Raw genomic sequence first — 20276 nt, 5'->3', positions numbered from 1 at the left:
AAAAGGATGCGGGGGTTTCCCCGCATCCTTTTTTATTTTACAGATATCTCCGGTGCACTCCTTTGCCGTCATACGAAAACATCACTTCTCTGTCTTCAAGAACAGATTCGATGTGCACGCTCCTGCCCCACAGCTGGTACAGATACGGCAGCACTTTCTCCAAATATTTCAGATCAAGCTCAATTCCCTCATACCAATGTTTAATATAAAGCTCATTATTCTTCAGGTAATCCCCGTCATTGACGGTCAGATAAGGAAATCCCCCGTTGACCCGCATGTTCACGAGCTGGTCGCGCACGGCCTTCCATTCTTTGTCGATCACTTTATAGTCCCTGCCCTGTTTTTGGAATAAATACAAATCCTCACGCATCACGAGATCTTTCGTCAAATAATTGCGGATAAATGATATATCCGATTCAATTTCCCTGACCTCAAACATTTTCTCGCGGCCGGAACCGGGCTTTACTCCTGTTTTTTTCATTTCATCTGTCGGGTTGTCATAACGCTCTTCGATGTCTTCAAAAATTTTCAGCCCTAAATAATACGGGTTGATTCCCGTTTTTGACGGCTGAACGACGCCTGCGTTCAGCTTCGCAAATTCGATGGCTTCATCTGAAGTCAGGTCAAGCTCGCGGATAATCCGCTGATGCCAATAGGATGCCCAGCCTTCGTTCATGATTTTCGTTTCCAGCTGCGGCCAGAAATACAGCATTTCTTCTCTCATCATGGTTAAAATGTCACGCTGCCACGGTTCAAGCTCCCGCGAATGTTCTTCGATAAACAGCAGAATATCTTTTTCCGGCCGGGGCGGAAACGGTTTTTTCCCTTTTTTCTTTTTCACCTGCTTCGGCTTATCCATTCCCCATAAATCATCGTAAGGCGATGGCGCGGTTTCTTCTTCGTCCTCCTCTTCGTCATCGACGCTCCACAGCAGCTTCGGCCTGACGAGCGACGGATCGATATGCTCCTGAATCGCCAGAATGGCATCTAAAAAGGACTCCACCTCTTTTATCCCGTGCATTCTTTCATAATGCTTAATCCGCTCCGCCGCAGCCGCCATACTCTCAACCATGTCCCGGTTCGTATTTTGAAAGCGGCAGTTATGTTTGAAAAAATCACAATGGGCAAGAACATGGGCTACAATTAATTTATTTTGGATCAGCGAATTGCTGTCCAGCAAAAAAGCGTAGCAAGGGTTGGAATTAATGACAAGTTCATAAATTTTGCTCAAACCGAGATCATAATGGAGTTTCATCTTATGAAATTGTTTGCCGAAACTCCAGTGGCTGAATCTCGTCGGCATGCCGTACGCACCGAATGTATAAATAATTTCAGCCGGGCAAATTTCATATCTCATCGGGTAGAAATCAAGGCCGAAACCCTTGGCAATGTCGGTTATTTCCTCAATTGCCCGCTGTAAACCTTTTGTCTCCTCCGCGTTCAACCGAATCCCCCCTACTTGGACTTATTTATAATGTATGACCCCTCCTCTCAAAAGATGAAATAACAGACCGGTTTCCGGCTGAAAACTTTCGGCACATCCGCCCCGTTTGCTTTATATGTAAGTGGGTAAAACACACACCATACCCCAAAAAGAAAAGGAGCGATTCTACTTGAATACAGCAGACATGCTTACGACGTATCTCAGCAAACTCCCGAATCTGATCATTGCACTGCTCGTCCTGCTTATCGGCTGGGGCATTGCCAAAATCATTGAAAAAGCCGTATACAAAGGCCTGCAAAAAACAAAAATCGACGACAGGCTGTTCGCCGAAAAAAAGCCGGCGCGCTATTCCTCAGAAAAAGTCATCAGTAAAGTCATTTATTTTATCGCATTAATCATCGTTTTTATTCTATTCTTTAACATTCTGCATCTGACAACCGTGGCTTCGCCTTTTGTCAGCATGCTGTCAGCGATAACGGCGGCTGTGCCGAGCATTTTAAAAGCCGGCCTGATTCTGCTGTTGGGCTGGGCGGCCGCTTCGCTTTTCAGCTATCTCGTCAAAAAAGCGGGCATGAAACTCGCTGAAAACGGCCGGCTCAGAAAATGGACAATGGTGTCTGAAGAAGCGGAAATGAGCAGATCCGTTACGGCCGCTTCACGAATCGTTTTTTACTTCGTCTTGCTCTTGTTCCTGCCCGGCGTCTTGGCCGCTCTCCAAATCAGCGGAGTATCAGGGCCGTTTACAAATATGATCCAAAGCGTTTTGTCCTTTATACCGAAATTATTCGCCGCGGCGCTGATTGTTTTAATCGGCTGGCTTGTTGCCCGTCTCGTCCGTGATATCGTCACAAACTTTCTGGCGAGTATCGGCACGGAAAGGCTTGCCGCACGTATGGGGCTTTCTATTTATCTGAAGGATACAAGCCTGTCGGCAATCATCGGAACGATTGTCTACGTGCTGATTTTCATTCCGGTGATCATCTCTGCGCTTGACCGGCTTGATGTGGCGGGTATTTCTGAACCGGCGTCAGCCATGCTGCACACGGTCTTCACAATGCTCCCTAATATCATCATCGGTATTGTGCTGATCATCGCCGGCATCTGGATCGGAAAATGGGTCAACAGCATTGTATCCGGGCTCTTGCACCGGGCCGGTTTCGACTCTCTTCTCGGTAAAATGGGCTTTGAACAGGCGGGTACCCCGAAGCTGACGCTTTCTCAGACGGTCGGCATGATTGTTCAGATCATCATCGTCCTGCTCTTTACGGCAGAGGCGCTGCAGCTTGTCCATCTTGAATTTCTCGTCGTTATCGCAACAGGTATTATCGCTTACCTGCCTAATGTTCTGGCCGCTGTATTTATTCTCGGAATCGGGCTTTTGGCCGGACAGCTCGTCAGCAGGCTGCTTGCCGGCATGCTGAGCGGAAAGGAATTCAGATTCCTGGCGCCGCTTGCGAAATATACCATTATCACTCTTTCAATCTTTATGGCGCTGGATCAGCTCGGTGTCGCCGACACGATCGTAAATGCCGCGTTTATTCTGATTCTGGGCGGTTTCGCGCTTGCCTTCGGACTTTCATTCGGTCTCGGCGGAAAAGAATTCGCCTCCCGTTATCTCGCAAAATTGGATCGCAAAATTGAAAAACATCAATCGGCTGACGATCGTAAGCCGCCGATGTCTTAACGAAAAAAACGTGTGCTCAGAAGGAGTGCACGTTTTTTTTTAAGTTAAAGGGGCAAATTCCTTTTTTTTCATTTTAAATTCATATATGATAGACTGTAACAGAAGCAAAATCTCTTTTTTCGAGGTCATTCTATGAAATTAACGAACTATACCGATTATTCTTTACGCGTTTTAATTTTTTTGGCTTCCAGACATTCCGACGAACTTTCCAACATAAAAGAAATCGCAGATACTTATTCCATCTCTAAAAACCACCTCATGAAAGTCATTTACCGCCTCGGACAGCTCGGATATGTCGAAACGATCCGGGGCCGGGGAGGCGGAATCCGATTAGGAATGACACCGGAAGACATAAACATTGGAGAAGTCGTTCGAAATACAGAAGACGACTTTAACATCGTAGAATGCTTTGACTCCAAAAAAAATCTCTGTATCATATCTCCCGCCTGCAACTTAAAGAACCTTCTGAATGAAGCCCTGCAAGCTTACCTGGCCGTTTTAGACAAATATACGTTAAGGGATCTGGTCAAAAACAAAGAGGAGATTATGAGACTGCTCAGAAGCTGAAGGAATGTCCGCATTCCTTCTTTTTTTATGCCGGCATAAGAAAAAAGGACTATTTCTATTAATATGATAAACGATTGCAGACAAGTGCCGATATAAAGATTATCATTACTGATATCCTCACCTTGCGGCTGCAACGAATGGGGATAGAAAAATTATCGCAGGAAAAGGGAGATTCACTATGAAAAAAAAGGTAGCGGTCGGTTTGACTGCATCTGCGATCGTCGGGTCTGCGTTAGCTGTAACACCGGCAGAAGCACAAACGATTAAGGTTAAAAGCGGAGATTCATTATGGAAGCTTGCCCAAAACTACAATACAAGCGTGGATGCCATTACATCAGCGAATCATCTAAAATCCACCGTTCTTTCTATCGGGCAGACGCTCAACATTCCTAACGGCAAATCAGATTCCGGCAGCAAAAAGCCATCTTCAAAGAACAGCGGCACGACTAAAAGCGTTTATACAGTGAAAAGCGGAGACTCGCTGTGGCTGATCGCATCTGATTTTAAAATGTCCGTACAGGAACTGAAAAAATTGAACGGTCTGACAAGCGACTTAATCCGCGCCGGACAGAAGCTGCAAGTGACGGGGAAAGTTTCCTCAAGCACCGATCAGAAAAAAACCGCTCCTGGCAGCAGCTCAAACAGCAGCAAAAATCAGTCATCATCTTCCGGGACGTATAAAGTAAAACTCGGCGATTCCCTATGGAAGATCGCAAACAGCGTCAATATGACCATTGCGGAACTCAAAGTATTAAACAACTTAAAAACGGATACGATCTACGTAAACCAAGTCCTGAAAACAAAAGGAACGTCTTCTTCGGGAAACACGCCGTCAAAAGACAATTCAAACCAAAATAAAAACCAGACGCAAACGTCCTCCTATACAGTAAAAAGCGGAGACTCGCTCTGGAAAATCGCAAACGCATACAATATGACGGTTCAGCAAATCAGAAGCATCAACAAACTGACGTCAGACATGCTGCGGGTCGGACAAGTGCTTAAGCTGACCAAAACGTCATCTTCCGGCTCTTCGACTTCACCGTCAACTCCGAACCAGTCCGGAGATACAGGGAAAACCACTACATATACCGTGAAAAGCGGGGATTCTTTATGGGTGATCGCCCAAAAGTTCAATGTGACCGCCCAGCAGATCCGCGAGAAAAACAATCTGAAAACAGATGTTCTTCAAATCGGACAAAAGCTGACGATTACCGGGCAGCAGACAAACACGACACCGAATCAGTCCGGCAACACAGGCGGCACAGGTTCAACAAGCGCGAAGATTAATGTAATGATCGATGCCGCAAAAGCTCAACTGGGCGTACCGTATGTATGGGGCGGGACAACGCCGAGAGGCTTTGACTGCAGCGGTTTCATTTATTACGTTCTCAATAAGGTCACTTCTGTATCCAGACTTTCAGCCGCAGGCTACTGGAATACGATGACATCAGTCAGCCAGCCGGCGGTCGGTGACTTTGTCTTTTTCTCAACTTATAAAGCCGGACCTTCCCACGTCGGTATTTATCTCGGGAACGGCCAGTTTATTAATGCCAACGATTCGGGTGTCGTTATTTCCAGCATGAACAATTCCTATTGGAAACAGCGCTACCTCGGCGCAAAACGTTTCTTCTGATATCTGACAAGCTGTACGGCCTCAATTAGGCTGTGCAGCTTTTTTTACAGTCTGAAAATATTAATGCTGATCACGTGTTTTGTTACGGGATGGAAATACACTTCAGCACGGGATGAAAACGTTTCTTTTGTTGTTTGCACCGTTACGCGAAACACATCTTTCGTCTGTTCCCGGTTCACTTTCGTACGGCCCATGTACGAATAATCGGTAAGCTCGGCCCCCTTGTATTCACGTTCCAGCTGGTTCCATGCAAGCTGCTCCCATTTTCCGGCTGATGGATCGAGGTGTTCTGTATGCCCTTTTTCAGCGATTGAGGCAATGAGAATGCCGCAAAACAAGAGGGCAAGCGTAAATGGAAGGAATTTCATCTTTATGTTCTCCTGAGTCGTTTTTGTCAATCTTAGCGTGTCCAAAGAAGAGACGGATATGCGTTTTTATTTTATGTCTCCCTCATATTGCTATGCCCAATTTATACGGACACCAACTTTTCCCCCGTTGCATCCGGGCTTCGGCGGCATACACTAACGGAGAACTTCTCATTGAAAGGGGAAGCGTAAGATGGATCATGCCGATTATGATAAAGCCTTATATTACACACACCGGTCTCAATGGGACAATTTATTAATTTTGATGGTGCGTACGAAAGATGATTTGTTATCAAAGCGTATTGAGCACTTTCTGCATGCATATCATTTTGAACTTGATTATGCGGTGCTTGAAAAAGAGCTGTATTCCCTTCTCAGGTATATTGATCATGCGGCAGAGCTCGCGTATGAAGATCAATTAGCCATGCTGACATAAAAACAATCCCGGCGTCACGCGCCGGGATTCCCCATGTTTGTAAACATATTCAGCTCTTCGATCATCTCTTTCAGGCTGACCGCCATATCCTCAGATACGGTCCGGCGCTCCATGTCGATGTGAATCGGGTCTAAGACCAGCTGTTTCGGGATGACATTTGCATAGACGCCCCTCATCACAGTCCGCATATTCGCCAGCGCGTTCATGCCGCCTTTTCCCCCGCCCGCCGCTGCAATGATGGCCGCCGGTTTGTATCTCCAGCAGTCACTGCTTAAAAAATCAATGGCGTTTTTTAAAGCGCCGCTCATGCCGCTGTGATACTCGGGAGATAATAAGACGACGGCAGACGACTTTTTCACCTGCCGCCTTAACTCTTGCACTGAGGGCAGATCGTTCTGTTCTTCTTCACCGTTATAAAGCGGCAGTTCACTTTTGCTTAAATCAATAAAATCGGTTTGAAACCGGTCTCTGTTATACGAAGCGGCAATTCTTGTCCGCCCGTTTTTTCTCGGCGTGCCGCTGATCACTAATATGCTCATTTAGTTTACCGCCTTTCCGGAAACATTGTATTTTACGGCATACAATGCCGCTTGTGTCCTGTCTGAAAGATTCAGCTTTGACAGCAGATTGGACACATGGGTCTTCACTGTTTTTTCAGAAATAAACAGAGCTGCGGCAATTTCCTTATTGCTTTTCCCTTTGGCTATTTCTTGAAGAACATCTTTTTCACGGGGAGTCAGCTGATCATATTTTTCCTTATCCTGATCCTCCTGAACCATATGTGTCAGCACGTGAGGCACAATATCCGCAGAGAGCCGGTACCGTCCGGAATACACTTCCCGGAGTGTTTTCACTAAATCATCGGGCTGGGCGTCTTTCAGCTGATACGCTTTGGCCCCGGCTTTAAGGGCGGGAATGACATGCTGCGGGTCGGAATAGCTCGTCAAAACGACGATACGGATGTCCGGAAATCGTTCAGCCGCGATTTTTGCCGCTTCAATGCCGTCCATATCAGGCATTGATAAATCCATTAAACGATGTCAGGCTTCGTTAGTTCAGCTTGCTGAAGCGCTTCAGCACCGGTAGACGCCTCACCGACAACTTCAATATCTTCCTGAGTGGCGAAGAAAAAGCGCAGTCCTTTGCGGACAACGTGATGATCATCAGCGATCACAATTTTCATCAATCAGACCTCCTATCCCGTAAAATGGAAGCCGAACGGAGACAATCGTACCGGCGCCAAGCTCAGATTGCAATGCAAACCGGCCTCCGATTGCTTCGGCGCGCGATTTCATACCCGCAATGCCAAGTGACGGCAGTCCCGCATGCGCATCAGCGCTGAAGCCCGCTCCATGGTCGATAATGCGAAGCTCAGCATGATCCGGCTTTTTAACGGCAGAAATGATAACCCGGTCCGTTCCCGCATGCTTTTTACAGTTATTCAAGGCTTCTTGAGCGATCCGCCAAAGCGCGTGTTCCTGTTCATCCGTAAGCTTCAGTTCATCTTCCATGTCACAGACGGCTTCCAGACCGATGAGAGCGGCATAGCTTTTGATCGACGCATACAGCCCTTTCGTTAAACTTTCCGGTCTCAGCTGCCAAATAAGCGTCCTCATTTCTGTCAACGCATCCTGCGACAGCTCTTGGATGAACGTAATCATCTGCCGGAGCCGTTCATCATCTGTAAAGCTTTTAGCGGCTTTTGCCGTTAAGCTGACGGAAAACAGCATCTGATTGACGGAATCATGCAGCTCTTGCGCCAGTCTGCTCCGTTCCATCAGCAGGGCGTTCTGCTGCGCAAATTCGGCCAGTTTCATCCGCTGGATCGCCGTTCCGATTTGGAATGCGACCCCTTCAAGAAGATGCAGTTCTTCTTCGCTGAAAAACGTCTTTTCTCCTGCAGCGACGTTTAATAAACCGAATGTCCGGCCGCCGTCTTCAAGCGGAACAGTCGCATGATGGGTAATGCCTTCGGTGTCGCTGCAGTCCGTCGTCTGTTCCGCAAATTCAATCCGTTTACAATTCATAATGTTTACAGCCTTGGTCAATCCGCCATTGCTGAATTTGGTCAGACAATAGCAGTCCCCGCTGCACATTAATGCGTTTTCCCGCTGACCGAGAGCCGGCGGTAAATAAGCGGATGCGGCGAGCGTATAGGACCTGTCCGGATCAATCAGAAAAATCCACCCTGTCTGCAGCCCGGTCAGGCTGAGCAGTTCGCGCAGGACTTTATCAAGCGCTTCCTTCATATCGTGGCATTGGTTTAAGGTTTCCGCAATCGCTTTTAAGGTTTTTAAGGTTTCTACCGTCGTTTTCGTCAAACTCCCTCACTCCGGCCATTCAGAATTATCCATATTATATCAATTCTAATCTGTATTTGCCTTTGCTTCAGCATGATTTTTCCTCATACTTTCGGATGAGGCGTAAAAAAACCGCCGGATATCGCTTCCGGCGGTTTTTTGTTTATTTCGTTTTTTCCACTATGGCATCCACCGTTTTCATGACGGCTTCAGATAATGCGGCAAGACGCTGTTCGCTGTCTTGTAAAGAAGTTCCCTTCACTGCGAAGTAGAACTTGACTTTCGGCTCCGTTCCGGATGGACGGAGGCAGAACCAAGAGCCGTCTTCAAGGAAATATTTCAGAACATTTGACTTCGGAAGATCAATATCTTCTTCACGATGATCGGCAAATACAGTCCGTTTTCCCGTTGAATAGTCTTCAGCCTGCGTGATTTGTTTTCCGGCCATCTGCTTCGGCGGATCGTTTCGGAATGACGTCAGGATAGCGGAAATCTGCTCTGCTCCCTGTTTTCCTTTTAACGTCAATGACTTCAAACCTTCACGGTAATAACCGTATTCTTTAAAAATGGACAGCAGCGCGTCATAAAGCGACATGCCCTGCTTTTTATAAAAGGCGCATACTTCGACGGCTAACAGCGCAGCCTGGATCGCATCTTTGTCACGCGCGAAATCGCCGATTAAGTAGCCGTAGCTTTCTTCATACCCGAACTGGAACGTGTATTGTCCGGTTTTTTCATATTCTTTGATCTTTTCACCGATAAATTTGAAGCCTGTCAGCGTGTCGACCGTATCTAACCCGAACGATGAAGCGACGGCGCGGCCCAATTCACTTGTGACAATCGTTTTCATGACGACGCCGTTCTCAGGAAGGACGCCCTGTTTTTTCTTTTCAGAAAGCAGGTAGTGCAATAAAAGCGCGCCTGTCTGGTTCCCCGTCAGCACCGTATACTTGCCTTCACTGTTTTTTGCGGCAATGCCGAGACGGTCGGCATCCGGGTCCGTAGCGACGAGAATATCGGCGTTTTGTTCTTCTCCCAGTTTAATGGCATATTCGAATGCCGCGTGCTCTTCAGGATTTGGCGATTTGACGGTTGAAAAATCCGGATCCGGAAGCTCCTGTTCCTTTACGACAGTGACGTTTTTGTAACCTAGCGCTTCGAGACCGCGGCGTACCGGTTTATTCGCCGTGCCGTGCAGCGGAGTGAACACGACGCTCACGTCGACTTCTTCCGAAAGCTCGGGATGGACGGAGATGGAAGTCAGTTTTTCAGTATAGGATGTATCAATTTCTTCGCCGATGATCTTAATTAAACCTTTTTCCTTCAACGCCTGTTCATCTTCAACTTGAATCGTTAATTCATTTTCAATCGCATTCACTTCCGCAATGACGATGTCCGCTTCTTTTGGCGGCAGCTGTGCCCCGTCATCGCCGTACACTTTATATCCGTTATATTCAGGCGGGTTATGGCTGGCCGTCACGACGATACCCGCATAAGCGTTCAGTTCTCTCACCGCAAAAGACAGCTCAGGCGTCGGGCGGAGCTCATCAAATACGTATGTTTGAATGCCTTGGGAAGCAAGGGTTTTGGCTGCTTCCATCGCAAACTCAGGAGATTTATGACGGGAGTCGTACGCGATCGCAACGCCTCTTTTTTTCGCTTCTTCTCCTTGTTTTGCGATATACGCAGCAAGCCCGGCGGATGCTTTGCGGACCGTGTAAATGTTCATTCTGTTTGTGCCCGGCCCGATTTCTCCTCTCATGCCTCCTGTTCCGAACTCAAGATTTTTGTAGAAAAAGTCTTCCAGCAGCTGCTCGTTTCCTTCTGCGTCCGCCAATAATTTTTTTAATTCTGAATCTAATTGTTCGGCCTGATTCCAGCGTTCGTAACTCTTACTCCAACTCATGTTCGTCCTCCTATAATTTCAGCTTATGACCATATTTTAATATGAAGCGGCTGTCCGTGTCACTTGATAACTTAACACAGCGCTTTATGTAAAAAGAAGGGCTCATGCCTTTTCGGCACAGCCCTCCGGTTATTATTGTTCGAGCGGAACAACCGCATCGTGCAGCAGCGTGTTTAACCACTCGGTATGTTTCGCTTTCGTTTCGTCATCCCATTGGAACCGGTCGCTCATGTAATCAATCACAGCCGTTTTATACGTTTGCACCCATTTGATGTCGAAGAACAGTCTGCCCGTTCTGCGGACGAAGAAATCAGCAGGTGTCGCAGCCATCTCTTCTTCAATGCTGTAAGCCGCTTCCGCCAGAATGTGAACCGGAATCTGGCGTTTTGCCGCTTCATCTTTCAGGCCTTCAATCCGGCTGAATACATTTTCGACGTTAGAGCCGTATCTGATGGCTAACTGTTTAGCTGTTTCCTGTGATAAACCGATTTTCAATCCGTCTTTTGTCTTTGCTTCCACAAATGACTCGAAGTTTTTAGAGCCGCCGACATGTCCGCCGGAAATCGGCATCGTCTTCGTCTTACAGCCGCCGAAGTCCTGGCCGCCCTCTTCTTTTAAGCGGTCGCGGACAAGATCGACAATGTGCTCAGCCATTTTACGGTAGCCCGTCAGTTTTCCTCCGGCGATTGTGATCAAGCCAGATTGAGATGTCCAGATTTCATCTTTACGGGAGATCTCGGACGGATCTTTTCCTTCTTCGTGAATGAGCGGTCTGAGGCCGGCCCAGCTTGATTCAATATCGTCCGCCGTAATATTCAGTTCCGGGAACATATAATTGATGGAGCTGACGACATAATCACGATCCTGCACCGTCATGCGCGGATGCTCAAGCTTTTGTTTATAAACCGTGTCTGTCGTGCCCACGTATGTTTTTCCTTCACGCGGAATGGCGAACACCATCCGTCCGTCCGGCGTGTCAAAATATACAGCCTGTTTAAGCGGGAATACGGATTGGTCGAATACGAGATGGACCCCTTTTGTATGCTGGAGATGCTTTCCGCTTTTGCTGTGGTCTTTTTCTCTCAGCTCGTCGACCCAAGGACCTGTCGCATTGACGATTTTTTTTGCGTAAACTTTGTATTCCTTGCCTGACAGCAGATCTTCAATTAAAACGCCGACGACTTTTCCTTTTTCATAAAGCAGCTCTTTCACTTTAGAATAGTTGACAGGCTCCGCACCGAATTTAACGGCTTCTTTCATGACTTCAATCGTCAGTCTGGCGTCGTCCGTCCGGTACTCTACATAGTAGCCTCCGCCTTTTAAGCCGTCTTTTTTGACGAGCGGTTCTTTTTGCAGCGTTTCTTTTGCAGACAGCATGCTTCTGCGCTCTGATTTTTTTACCCCTGCTAAATAGTCATATACACGCAGACCGATGGACGTAGAGAATGAACCGAATGTGCCTCCTTTATGGAACGGAAGCAGCATCCATTCCGGCGTCGTGACGTGCGGGCCGTTTTCGTATACAATGGCACGTTCTTTACCGACTTCAGCCACCATTTTGACTTCGAATTGCTTCAGATAACGCAAACCGCCGTGGACAAGCTTTGTGGATCGGCTTGATGTGCCGGCCGCGAAATCCTGCATTTCGCTCAAAGCGACTTTCATTCCCCTTGAAGCAGCGTCAAGCGCCGTACCGGCACCCGTAATGCCTCCGCCTATAATAAACAGATCGTATGTTTTTTTAGTCATGTCTTCCAGCATATGATCCCGTTCCAAACTCGAAAATTGGTGATTCATCATTACGTTTCCTCCTTGTTGTCACGGTATAGAAAAAGAGACCACAACAGCCAAAGCGCATGTTATCACTTTGGTGCTGTGGTCTCTCCTCATCTCAGGACCGTTCCTATTAACTTGTTTTCAGTATATCATAATTTTATCTTACTTAAAAGCCATAGCTGCATTTACTGCTTTTTTCCATCCGCCGTACAATTCATCGCGTTTTTCATCTTCCATTTCCGGTTTGAATTGCTTATCCAGATTCCACTGATCGGCGATTTCAGTGCTGTCTTTCCAGTAGCCGACAGCGATTCCGGCCAAATACGCGGCACCGAGCGCCGTCGTTTCATTAATTTCCGGACGTTCGACCGGCACATCAAGCAAGTCGCTTTGGAACTGCATAAGGAAATTATTTTTAACCGCTCCGCCGTCTACACGCAACGTTTTTAAAGAGATGCCTGAATCAGCTTCCATGGCATCAAGCACATCTTTCGCCTGATAAGCGAGAGATTCAAGCGTAGCCCGGATAAAATGCTCCTTCGTCGTTCCGCGTGTCAGGCCGAAAACCGAGCCGCGCACGTCACTGTCCCAGTACGGTGTGCCCAATCCGACGAAAGCGGGCACGACATAAACACCGTCAGCGGAATCCACACGCTCTGCGTACGTCTCGCTTTCTTTCGAATCATGGAACATCCGCATGCCGTCTCTCAGCCATTGGATGGCAGAACCTGCGACAAAGATGCTTCCTTCCAGCGCATACTCGACTTTTCCGTCTAATCCCCAGGCGATCGTCGTCAGAAGGCCGTGCTCTGAAGCAATGGCTTTTTCTCCGGTATTCATGAGCATAAAGCAGCCTGTGCCGTATGTGTTTTTCCCCATGCCTTCTTCAAAGCACGCCTGACCGAACAGCGCTGACTGCTGGTCTCCGGCCGCACCCGCAATCGGAATATTTTTGCCGAAGAAATGATAATCAACCGTTTTCGCGTACACATGAGAAGACGGTTTCACTTCCGGCAGCATTGATTTCGGCACGCCTAAAATGTCAAGAAGCTCGTCATCCCATTTTAATTCATGGATATTAAACATCAGCGTTCTTGAAGCGTTGGAATAATCCGTTACGTGCGCCGCGCCTCCGGACATTTTCCAGATGAGCCATGAATCAATCGTTCCGAAAAGGAGATTTCCGTTTTCCGCTTTTTCCCGCGCGCCTTCTACATTGTCAAGAATCCATTTGACTTTCGTTCCTGAGAAATAAGGGTCGATCAGAAGTCCCGTTTTTTCTCTGAATGTATCATTATATCCTTTTTCACGAAGCTCTTCGCAAATGCCGGATGTTTGTCTCGATTGCCACACAATCGCATTGTATACCGGCTTTCCGGTATCTTTATCCCATACGACCGTCGTTTCCCTTTGGTTCGTGATGCCGATGCCGGAAATTTGGTCCGCGCTGATTCCGGACTCTGAGATCACAGTCGCGATAACGGCGAGCACCGATCCCCAAATTTCGTTCGCATTATGCTCCACCCAGCCCGGCTGAGGGAAGTGCTGTGTGAATTCCTTTTGAGCGGAATGCACGATTTTTCCTTCTTTATTAAAAAGAATCGCTCTTGAACTTGTTGTGCCTTGGTCAATTGATAAAATATAGGTCTCCATGATGCCGCTCTCCTTTTTAAATATATTCAGAATTTGATAATATTTTCCGTGATTGAGATTTCTTGGTATAAATATAGAGTATGAAAAGCACTACAACCATTATAACGCTTACAAACCAAAAGCTAGGTGTCACATTTCCTTTAAACGCGGCATTGTAAAATACGCCGCCGAACGCACCGCCCATGATCGGACCGACTACGGGAATCCAGGCATATTTCCAATTTGACGGCCCTTTTTTCGGAATCGGCAGAAAGGCGTGAGCGATTCTCGGCCCCAAATCCCGCGCAGGGTTGATCGCATACCCGGTCGTTCCTCCGAGAGAAATTCCGATAGCCACGATGAGGAATCCGACAATCAGCGGGTTCAGCCCTTTTGTAAATTCATTCGCTCCGATTGCCAAAATGCCGAGCACAAGCACAAATGTCCCAATGACTTCACTTATCATATTCCCAAATGTATGAGGAATACTCGGTCCGGTCGAGAAAACGCCCAGCTTAGCGGCCGGATCATCCGTCGCCTTCCAATGCGGCAGATAATGAAGGTACACAATAACCGCACCGATTATTGCTCCGATCATCTGTCCAGCAATATAGACAGGGACTTCTTTCCAAGGAAAACTGCCTTCAAGCGCAAGGCCTATCGTTAAAGCCGGATTCAAGTGAGCGCCGCTGATTCCGCCGACAGCATATGCCGCCATGGCTACTCCAAGCCCCCAGCCGAATACAACAACAATCCATCCGGATTGGTATGAAAGCGATTTCTTTAAATTGACTCCCGCACAAACGCCGCCGCCGAAAATAATAAGCAGCATTGTACCGATTACTTCTCCCCAAAATGCTGTCATCATCATTCCTCCTAAATGACATAATAGCAGGTTTGACAGAGTTATAGAGAATAAAAAACCCACAACAGACCGCTTTACGCTTTATTGCTGCCGTAAAGAGCTGTTGTGGGTCTCCGGGTCTCCATCACATAGTATTAACCTAGGTCTATTGTAACAACGGGTGTAAGCGGTGTCAATCTTTTTTTGTCATAGAATGTTCATATTTAGCCCACAGCTCGGTGTCTGAAGTCGTGACAGCCGTGGCCCCCGCCTGCAAGGCGTTTTCAACATCCTGTACCGTGCGGATAAAGCCGCCGGCAAAAATCGGAATGCCCGTCATCTCTTTAATTTCCCGGATTAAAGTCGGAACGATGCCCGGGAGGACCTCGATAAAGTCAGGCTTATGCTTCCCGACGAATTCCATGCTCTTTTCCATCGCGCTCGTATCCAAGAGAAACAGACGCTGGATCGCATATATTTTCTTTTGTTTCGCTTTGACGATGACGGCCGATCTCGTCGAAATGATGCCGGCGGGCCGGATGTCCTGACAAATGAACTCCGCCCCGTATTCATCATGCTTAATGCCGTGAATTAAATCGACGTGAACCATCAGGTGTTTTCCGTGTTTTTTCGCTTCATTCACGACACCTTTTAATTGACCGAGGTGAATATCTAAAATAACGCCGTATAAGAACGGACTTTCTAAAAATGCATCGAATTGCTTCATGTTCCGGATAGCCGGTAAAATCTGCTGGTTGTGAAAACTCATGTTTTACTCCTTTACATTAAAAATCAATGCTCAGCACGCTTTCTTTGACCGTTGAAATGATGAAAGAAAGCTCCTCGTCAGAAAGGCAGAAAGGCGGTGAAAGCTGAATGACATTATTATATCCCGCTGCGGTATCGCCATTTTTCCCGACGAGCAGGCCTTTTTTCTTACAGGCGGTGATGACGTGCTGGACAGCGGCGGCATCAGCGGGTTCTTTCGTGATTTTGTCCTTTACGAGCTCGATGCCGGCAAGAAGGCCCTTTCCCCGTACATCTCCGACCGCGGGATGTTCTCTGAGCGGCTGAAGCTCCCTGAGCAGCCTTTCGCCAAGCTCCCGGGAACGGGCGATCAGATTTTCCTCCTCCATCAATTGCAGGTTTTTCAAAGCAAGGGCGCAGGCTGCCGGATTGCCTCCGAATGTATTCACGTGCCGGAAACGGCCGTACGGCTCACCGTCCGAATACGCTTCAAAAATCTCCCGTTTCACCGCCGTCGCCGACAGCGGCAGGTAAGCGCTCGTGATGCCTTTTGCCATTGTGACGATGTCCGGTGAAACGCCGTAATGCTGAAATCCGAACGGCTCTCCCGTGCGGCCGAAACCGCAGATGACTTCATCACTGATAAGCAGCGCGCCGTGGCGGCGGCAAATGTCCTCTACCTTTGCCATATACCCGTCCGGGGGCATCAGTATCCCTCCGCCTGTAATAATCGGTTCCATAATAACGCCGGCAATCGTTTCGCTTAATTCCCACGTCATGATCCGGTCGATTTCATGTGCGCTTTCCAATGTGTCAGCATCGGCGGGATTCCGATAGAGATCAGGCGGCGCCGCATGCAAAAATCCTTGGGAGAGCGGCTCGTATTTGTATTTTCTCTGCGCCTGGCCGGTAGCGGCGAGCGCCCCCATCGTATTGCCGTGATAGCCCCTGTACCGGGAGATGAATTTGAAGCGGCTGTGATCGCCGTTTTCAATGTGGTATTGGCGGGCAATTTTGAACGCGGTTTCATTTGCTTCCGATCCGCTGTTGGAAAAGAAGATTACATAATCGCCGCCGAGCCATTCATTCAGTTTTTCCGCAAGTTCAATCGCAGGTTGATGGCTTTGGGTCAGCGGATAATAAGGAAGCTCCTTCAATTGGCTGTATGCCGCATCGGCAAGCTCCTTTCTCCCGTATCCGATATTGACGCACCATAGTCCTGACATGCCGTCCAAATACCGCCTGCCGTCAATGTCCGTAACCCAGGCGCCTTCCCCTTTTTGGACGATTATGCTGTCATCCGGCTCCGCCCCTTTCATCGCGTGCCAAATCAGCTCTTTATCCTTTTGTTTGAGTGACTGATTTTTTTGTACATGTTCCACACCGCTCATCTCCCTTTCAATATCATTGCACTGTATCGAAAGCTGCCCGGCTTCTGACGCCGATTCTCTTGGTGAAGTTTTCCTCTTAATAAGAATATAAAGGCGCGGCATGGGCGAGTCAATAAAGCGGCGGCAATTAAAAAAACGCTTTCTCCCAGAAAGCGAAAGGGCTACAAGAGCATATCCCGAAACCGGGGACGGTGCAAGTATTTTTATAAAAAAACCCGCTCCTTAAACCGGAGCGGGCTTTCTTCATTTAAGATGCGTAATCCGGTAGAGGTCTTTGCGCCGGTCTTTCAGCTGGCGCACGGTTCCGTTTTCACGCTGCCTTCTTAAAATTTCAAGGTCAACGTCCCCGATCACAACCATTTCGATATTCGGGTTCGTTTCACCGACGATTCCGTCTCTGGCAAATTCAAAATCAGACGGAGCAAAAATGGCTGACTGTGCGTATTGAATATCCATATTTTCTGTTTGCGGCAGGTTCCCGACCGTACCTGAGATGACAGTGTAAATTTGGTTTTCAACCGCTCTCGCCTGAGAGCAGTATCTTACGCGCAAGTAGCCTTGGCGGTCTTCAGTGCAGAACGGCGTAAAGATAATTTTCGCCCCTTGATCCGCGGCAATTCTCGCAAGCTCCGGAAATTCAATATCGTAGCAGATCTGAATGGCGATCTTTCCGCAGTCTGTATCAAATACGCGCACTCTGTCTCCGGCGCTGATGCCCCACCATTTCCGCTCATTCGGCGTAATGTGAAGCTTATACTGTTTTTCAATCGTGCCGTCACGTCTGAATAAGTAAGCGATGTTATAAATTTTCCCTTCTTCTTCAACGAAGTGGGAGCCGCCGATGATGTTGACATTATATTTCACCGCGAGGTCTGTAAAGAGGCTGATATAGTCCTCTGTATATTCGGTAATCCTCTGAATGGCCAGACTCGGAGAACGCTCCTCGAGGAATGACATGAGCTGCGTCGTGAAAATCTCCGGAAATACCGCGAAATCAGATCTTGCATCGGAAGCCACATCCACATAATATTCAACCTGATTGGCAAATTCCTCGAAGGAATAAATCTTTTTCATTTCATACTGAATGACGCAAATACGCACCGGAAATGCCGATTTGTAATAGCGCTTCGACTGCGGCAGGTAATCGACATTGTTCCACTCCATTAATGTCGCATATTTAATGGACGCGGTGTCATCCGGGAGATAATTCGGATTGATCCGCATGAGCGTAAATCCGTTCATCAGCTGAAAGGAAAGCACCGGATCATAAATCTGATGGCGCGTCACCTGTTCGACATAGGCTCTCGCCGTCATTTCTTCCGCATATTTATGGTAATTCGGAATCCGTCCGCCGATAATGATGCTTTTCAGGTTTAATCGTCTAGCCAGGTCTTTTCTCGCTTCATACAGCCGGTGTCCGATCTTCATCCGTCTGTATGCCGGATGCACCATCACTTCAATTCCGTACAGGTTCATTCCGTCCGGATTGTGGTTCGTGATGTAACCGTCGTCTGTAATGTCCTGCCATGTGTGGCGGTCATCGTATTCATCGAAATTGATGATCAGGCTGGAGCATGATCCGATAATTTCCCCTTCATACTCGGCGCAAAACTGACCTTCCGGAAAATGCGCGAGATGGCTGATTAAATGCTCAGGCTCCCAAGGCTCCATCCCCGGGAAACAATCCTTTTGCAGCTCAATAATTTTGTTGATATCTTTCTCTTCCATGTTCCGTATGACCATTTTCTTTTCAAAACGGGTCAGATCAAGTTTCTCAGACAATGCCGCTTCCCCCTGCCGATTCGTTTTGATTGTTCAAGCGCTGTAAAAGTAATTCAAGTTCCATTTCCGCCATCGATTCCAGTCTGTGATCGTATTCTTCAAACAACAGGGCGCTTGTTACCTTATTCGGTACGATCACACATTTCATGCCGGCACGTTTGGCTGCGATTGAGCCATTGACGGAATCCTCAAAAGCAAGACATTCGGAAGGTTCGACGCCTAAATGTTCCGCCGCTTTCAAATAGAGTTCCGGATTCGGCTTCACTTCTTCTACGTCATCCGCCGTCTGAATCACTTCAAATTCATCAAACAGGCCTAACTCCTTCAGGTGGCCCGATACCCATTTGAAATCTGAGCTTGAAGCAAGCCCCACCTTCAATCCTAATTCTTTCGCCGCGGCTAAATAAGCCTCCACCCCGAGACGCGCCGTTTCCGTTTTCATCCGCTGATCGAAGCGCGCACGTCTGATCGCCGTCAGTTCGTCATGATCGAGCTTTCTTCCCAGCTGCTCCTCTAAATACGCGAACGGCTTAAACCCCGCGGCCGTTCCGATCACCTTTCCCCAGACAGATAAAGGCAATGTCGATCCGTGTTCTTCAAACATTTCTTGCAGCACTTCATATTCATGGGTTTCTGTATCTAAAATTAACCCGTCAAAATCAAAGATTAATGCTTTTATCACTGCTTACAGCTCCTTTAGTTAACGTACTGTGACCTATGTATACACTATACCGTGAATTTCTTTCGCGTTCAAAATGTAACATTCGGACGGAAAGAAGAGCCTGCATGAATGCAAGCTCTCTTGATCCGTTACTGTGAGTTTTGGCTGGAAATATTAGAAAGAGCTGCTCCCGCAGACTCGTTTGAACGCTGATCGACCGCTAAGTCTCCAAGCGCAACGATCCCGACCAAATGATTTTGATCAACAATGGGAAGGCGGCGGATTTGGTGTTGGGCCATCAGGTGTGACGCCTCTTCAAGACTCATCTCCGGGTTTCCGGATACTACTTTAGAAGACATCACGTGCGAAACAGGTGTTTGGCCGTCGCGGCCTTGAGCCGTTGTTCTCAATGCGATATCACGGTCTGTCAGCATCCCTTTTAATTCCCCTCCGTCAACGACGGGAATCGCTCCGACATTATGCTGATGCATCAGCGCGGCCGCTTCCTGAATCGTTTGATTGGGAGAAACGGTAGCCACGTGGGTAGTCATTGATTGTTTGATTGAACTCATTGTAAAGCACCCCTTTCGCCATTTATTATGCTCAGGGGTTTGTCTCATTATAAAGGGAGTTAGAGGAAAGAAATTGTGGTATCATGTCAAAGAAGCAAAAAAGAGCCTGTAAAAAGGCTCTTTACATCCGTCAGATCAGTCTTCTGTGACCGCAGGCTTCTGATTCGGCTCTTGTCTCGAAATCATCATAGGTAAACGGAAAATTCATTCCGCAATCATTCAGCAAAGCGCAATTTTTATCAAACAGCGCCCGCTCTTTGGCATCATATACCGCGTGCGGCTTTGACAGCATGATATGTACCGTTTGCAGACAAGCCATAATTTGAAATGCTTCTTTTAACGTTCCTTGGTAAAGTTGGTTTTGTAAAGACAATACGCCCCTTTTTTTAAAGCGCTGCATTTCCAGTTCGGAGAAATAAAGAGGAAAGACATTTTGGAACAGTTCAGAGGAAAGCTCTTGTATCGCGCTTTCTTGTCCGTCAGTCGCTGCGTTGACAATTCTCACATCAATCACCTTTCTTGCCATGTGAATATCC

The 20276-nt window shown here is 47.6% G+C and carries 18 protein-coding genes and 1 pseudogene; 4 read left to right on the top strand and 15 right to left on the bottom strand.

Going from position 1 to position 20276, the window contains the following annotated elements; translation table 11 throughout:
• Window positions 1-37: 37 nt before the first annotated feature.
• Window positions 38-1444, bottom strand: a complete 1407-nt coding sequence (locus NYE50_RS05495; protein ID WP_014417292.1) for a SpoVR family protein — start codon at window positions 1442-1444, stop codon at window positions 38-40.
• Window positions 1445-1613: 169 nt separating this feature from the next.
• Here NYE50_RS05495 and NYE50_RS05490 point away from each other — a divergent pair, with 169 nt between their 5' ends.
• The 3 genes from NYE50_RS05490 (at window position 1614) to NYE50_RS05480 (ending at window position 5328) form a co-directional block, all read left to right on the top strand.
• Window positions 1614-3128, top strand: coding sequence for a mechanosensitive ion channel (locus tag NYE50_RS05490; RefSeq protein ID WP_014417291.1), 1515 nt, complete (start codon window positions 1614-1616; stop codon window positions 3126-3128).
• Window positions 3129-3260: 132 nt separating this feature from the next.
• Window positions 3261-3695 (top strand): nitric oxide-sensing transcriptional repressor NsrR, encoded by a 435-nt coding sequence (gene nsrR, locus NYE50_RS05485; protein WP_007610306.1) that lies wholly within the window; start codon window positions 3261-3263, stop codon window positions 3693-3695.
• A gap of 178 nt (window positions 3696-3873) precedes the next feature.
• Complete coding sequence (locus NYE50_RS05480; RefSeq protein WP_014417290.1) at window positions 3874-5328, top strand: C40 family peptidase; 1455 nt, start codon at window positions 3874-3876, stop codon at window positions 5326-5328.
• 44 nt (window positions 5329-5372) lie between these two features.
• Here NYE50_RS05480 and NYE50_RS05475 read toward each other — a convergent pair whose 3' ends face one another.
• On the bottom strand, window positions 5373-5696 hold the full coding sequence (locus NYE50_RS05475) for a DUF3889 domain-containing protein (protein WP_224988494.1): 324 nt from the start codon (window positions 5694-5696) through the stop codon (window positions 5373-5375).
• A 190-nt stretch (window positions 5697-5886) separates the two neighbouring features.
• Between NYE50_RS05475 and NYE50_RS05470 the strand changes: the two genes are divergently transcribed.
• On the top strand, window positions 5887-6129 hold the full coding sequence (locus tag NYE50_RS05470) for a YhdB family protein (RefSeq protein WP_016938402.1): 243 nt from the start codon (window positions 5887-5889) through the stop codon (window positions 6127-6129).
• Between the two features lie 14 nt (window positions 6130-6143).
• Here NYE50_RS05470 and NYE50_RS05465 read toward each other — a convergent pair whose 3' ends face one another.
• The 13 genes and pseudogenes from NYE50_RS05465 to NYE50_RS05405 all read right to left on the bottom strand — a co-directional run bounded on the left by NYE50_RS05465 (window position 6144) and on the right by NYE50_RS05405 (window position 20266).
• The gene (locus NYE50_RS05465) at window positions 6144-6668 is read right to left on the bottom strand and encodes an NADPH-dependent FMN reductase (protein WP_224988496.1); all 525 of its coding nucleotides are present in this window, start codon (window positions 6666-6668) and stop codon (window positions 6144-6146) included.
• Window positions 6669-7312: pseudogene (locus NYE50_RS05460) on the bottom strand (response regulator).
• Entirely contained in the window at window positions 7293-8450 is a 1158-nt protein-coding gene (locus tag NYE50_RS05455) for a GAF domain-containing sensor histidine kinase (protein ID WP_224988498.1), read from the bottom strand. The pseudogene NYE50_RS05460 and the gene NYE50_RS05455 overlap by 20 nt, the downstream one beginning before the upstream one ends.
• Before the next feature lie 142 nt (window positions 8451-8592).
• Window positions 8593-10335 (bottom strand): phospho-sugar mutase, encoded by a 1743-nt coding sequence (locus NYE50_RS05450; RefSeq protein ID WP_060963201.1) that lies wholly within the window; start codon window positions 10333-10335, stop codon window positions 8593-8595.
• A gap of 132 nt (window positions 10336-10467) precedes the next feature.
• Window positions 10468-12135 carry a glycerol-3-phosphate dehydrogenase gene (glpD, locus tag NYE50_RS05445; protein WP_016938407.1) on the bottom strand — a complete coding sequence of 556 codons (1668 nt, stop codon included), beginning with the start codon at window positions 12133-12135 and terminating at the stop codon, window positions 10468-10470.
• A 138-nt stretch (window positions 12136-12273) separates the two neighbouring features.
• Window positions 12274-13764, bottom strand: coding sequence for a glycerol kinase GlpK (gene glpK, locus NYE50_RS05440; protein ID WP_060963203.1), 1491 nt, complete (start codon window positions 13762-13764; stop codon window positions 12274-12276).
• Between the two features lie 16 nt (window positions 13765-13780).
• On the bottom strand, window positions 13781-14608 hold the full coding sequence (locus tag NYE50_RS05435; protein ID WP_159353950.1) for an MIP/aquaporin family protein: 828 nt from the start codon (window positions 14606-14608) through the stop codon (window positions 13781-13783).
• 172 nt (window positions 14609-14780) lie between these two features.
• Window positions 14781-15356 carry a glycerol-3-phosphate responsive antiterminator gene (locus tag NYE50_RS05430; RefSeq protein ID WP_159353949.1) on the bottom strand — a complete coding sequence of 192 codons (576 nt, stop codon included), beginning with the start codon at window positions 15354-15356 and terminating at the stop codon, window positions 14781-14783.
• A gap of 16 nt (window positions 15357-15372) precedes the next feature.
• A complete protein-coding gene (locus NYE50_RS05425; RefSeq protein WP_101605564.1) occupies window positions 15373-16725 on the bottom strand; it encodes an aspartate aminotransferase family protein in 1353 nt (450 codons plus the stop codon).
• A 243-nt stretch (window positions 16726-16968) separates the two neighbouring features.
• Window positions 16969-18507 (bottom strand): bifunctional GNAT family N-acetyltransferase/carbon-nitrogen hydrolase family protein, encoded by a 1539-nt coding sequence (locus tag NYE50_RS05420; RefSeq protein ID WP_224988500.1) that lies wholly within the window; start codon window positions 18505-18507, stop codon window positions 16969-16971.
• The gene (locus NYE50_RS05415) at window positions 18500-19189 is read right to left on the bottom strand and encodes an HAD family hydrolase (protein WP_224988502.1); all 690 of its coding nucleotides are present in this window, start codon (window positions 19187-19189) and stop codon (window positions 18500-18502) included. The genes NYE50_RS05420 and NYE50_RS05415 overlap by 8 nt, the downstream gene beginning before the upstream one ends.
• A gap of 128 nt (window positions 19190-19317) precedes the next feature.
• Window positions 19318-19740 carry a CBS domain-containing protein gene (locus NYE50_RS05410; protein ID WP_016938414.1) on the bottom strand — a complete coding sequence of 141 codons (423 nt, stop codon included), beginning with the start codon at window positions 19738-19740 and terminating at the stop codon, window positions 19318-19320.
• 130 nt (window positions 19741-19870) lie between these two features.
• Window positions 19871-20266, bottom strand: coding sequence for a DUF5365 family protein (locus NYE50_RS05405; protein ID WP_224988504.1), 396 nt, complete (start codon window positions 20264-20266; stop codon window positions 19871-19873).
• Window positions 20267-20276 lie beyond the last annotated feature (10 nt).

Origin of the sequence: Bacillus sp. EU55, from assembly GCF_038005925.1 — a bacterium.
Taxonomy (GTDB): Bacteria; Bacillota; Bacilli; order Bacillales; family Bacillaceae; genus Bacillus; species Bacillus velezensis.
This window is presented reverse-complemented; position numbering and strand designations above follow the sequence as displayed.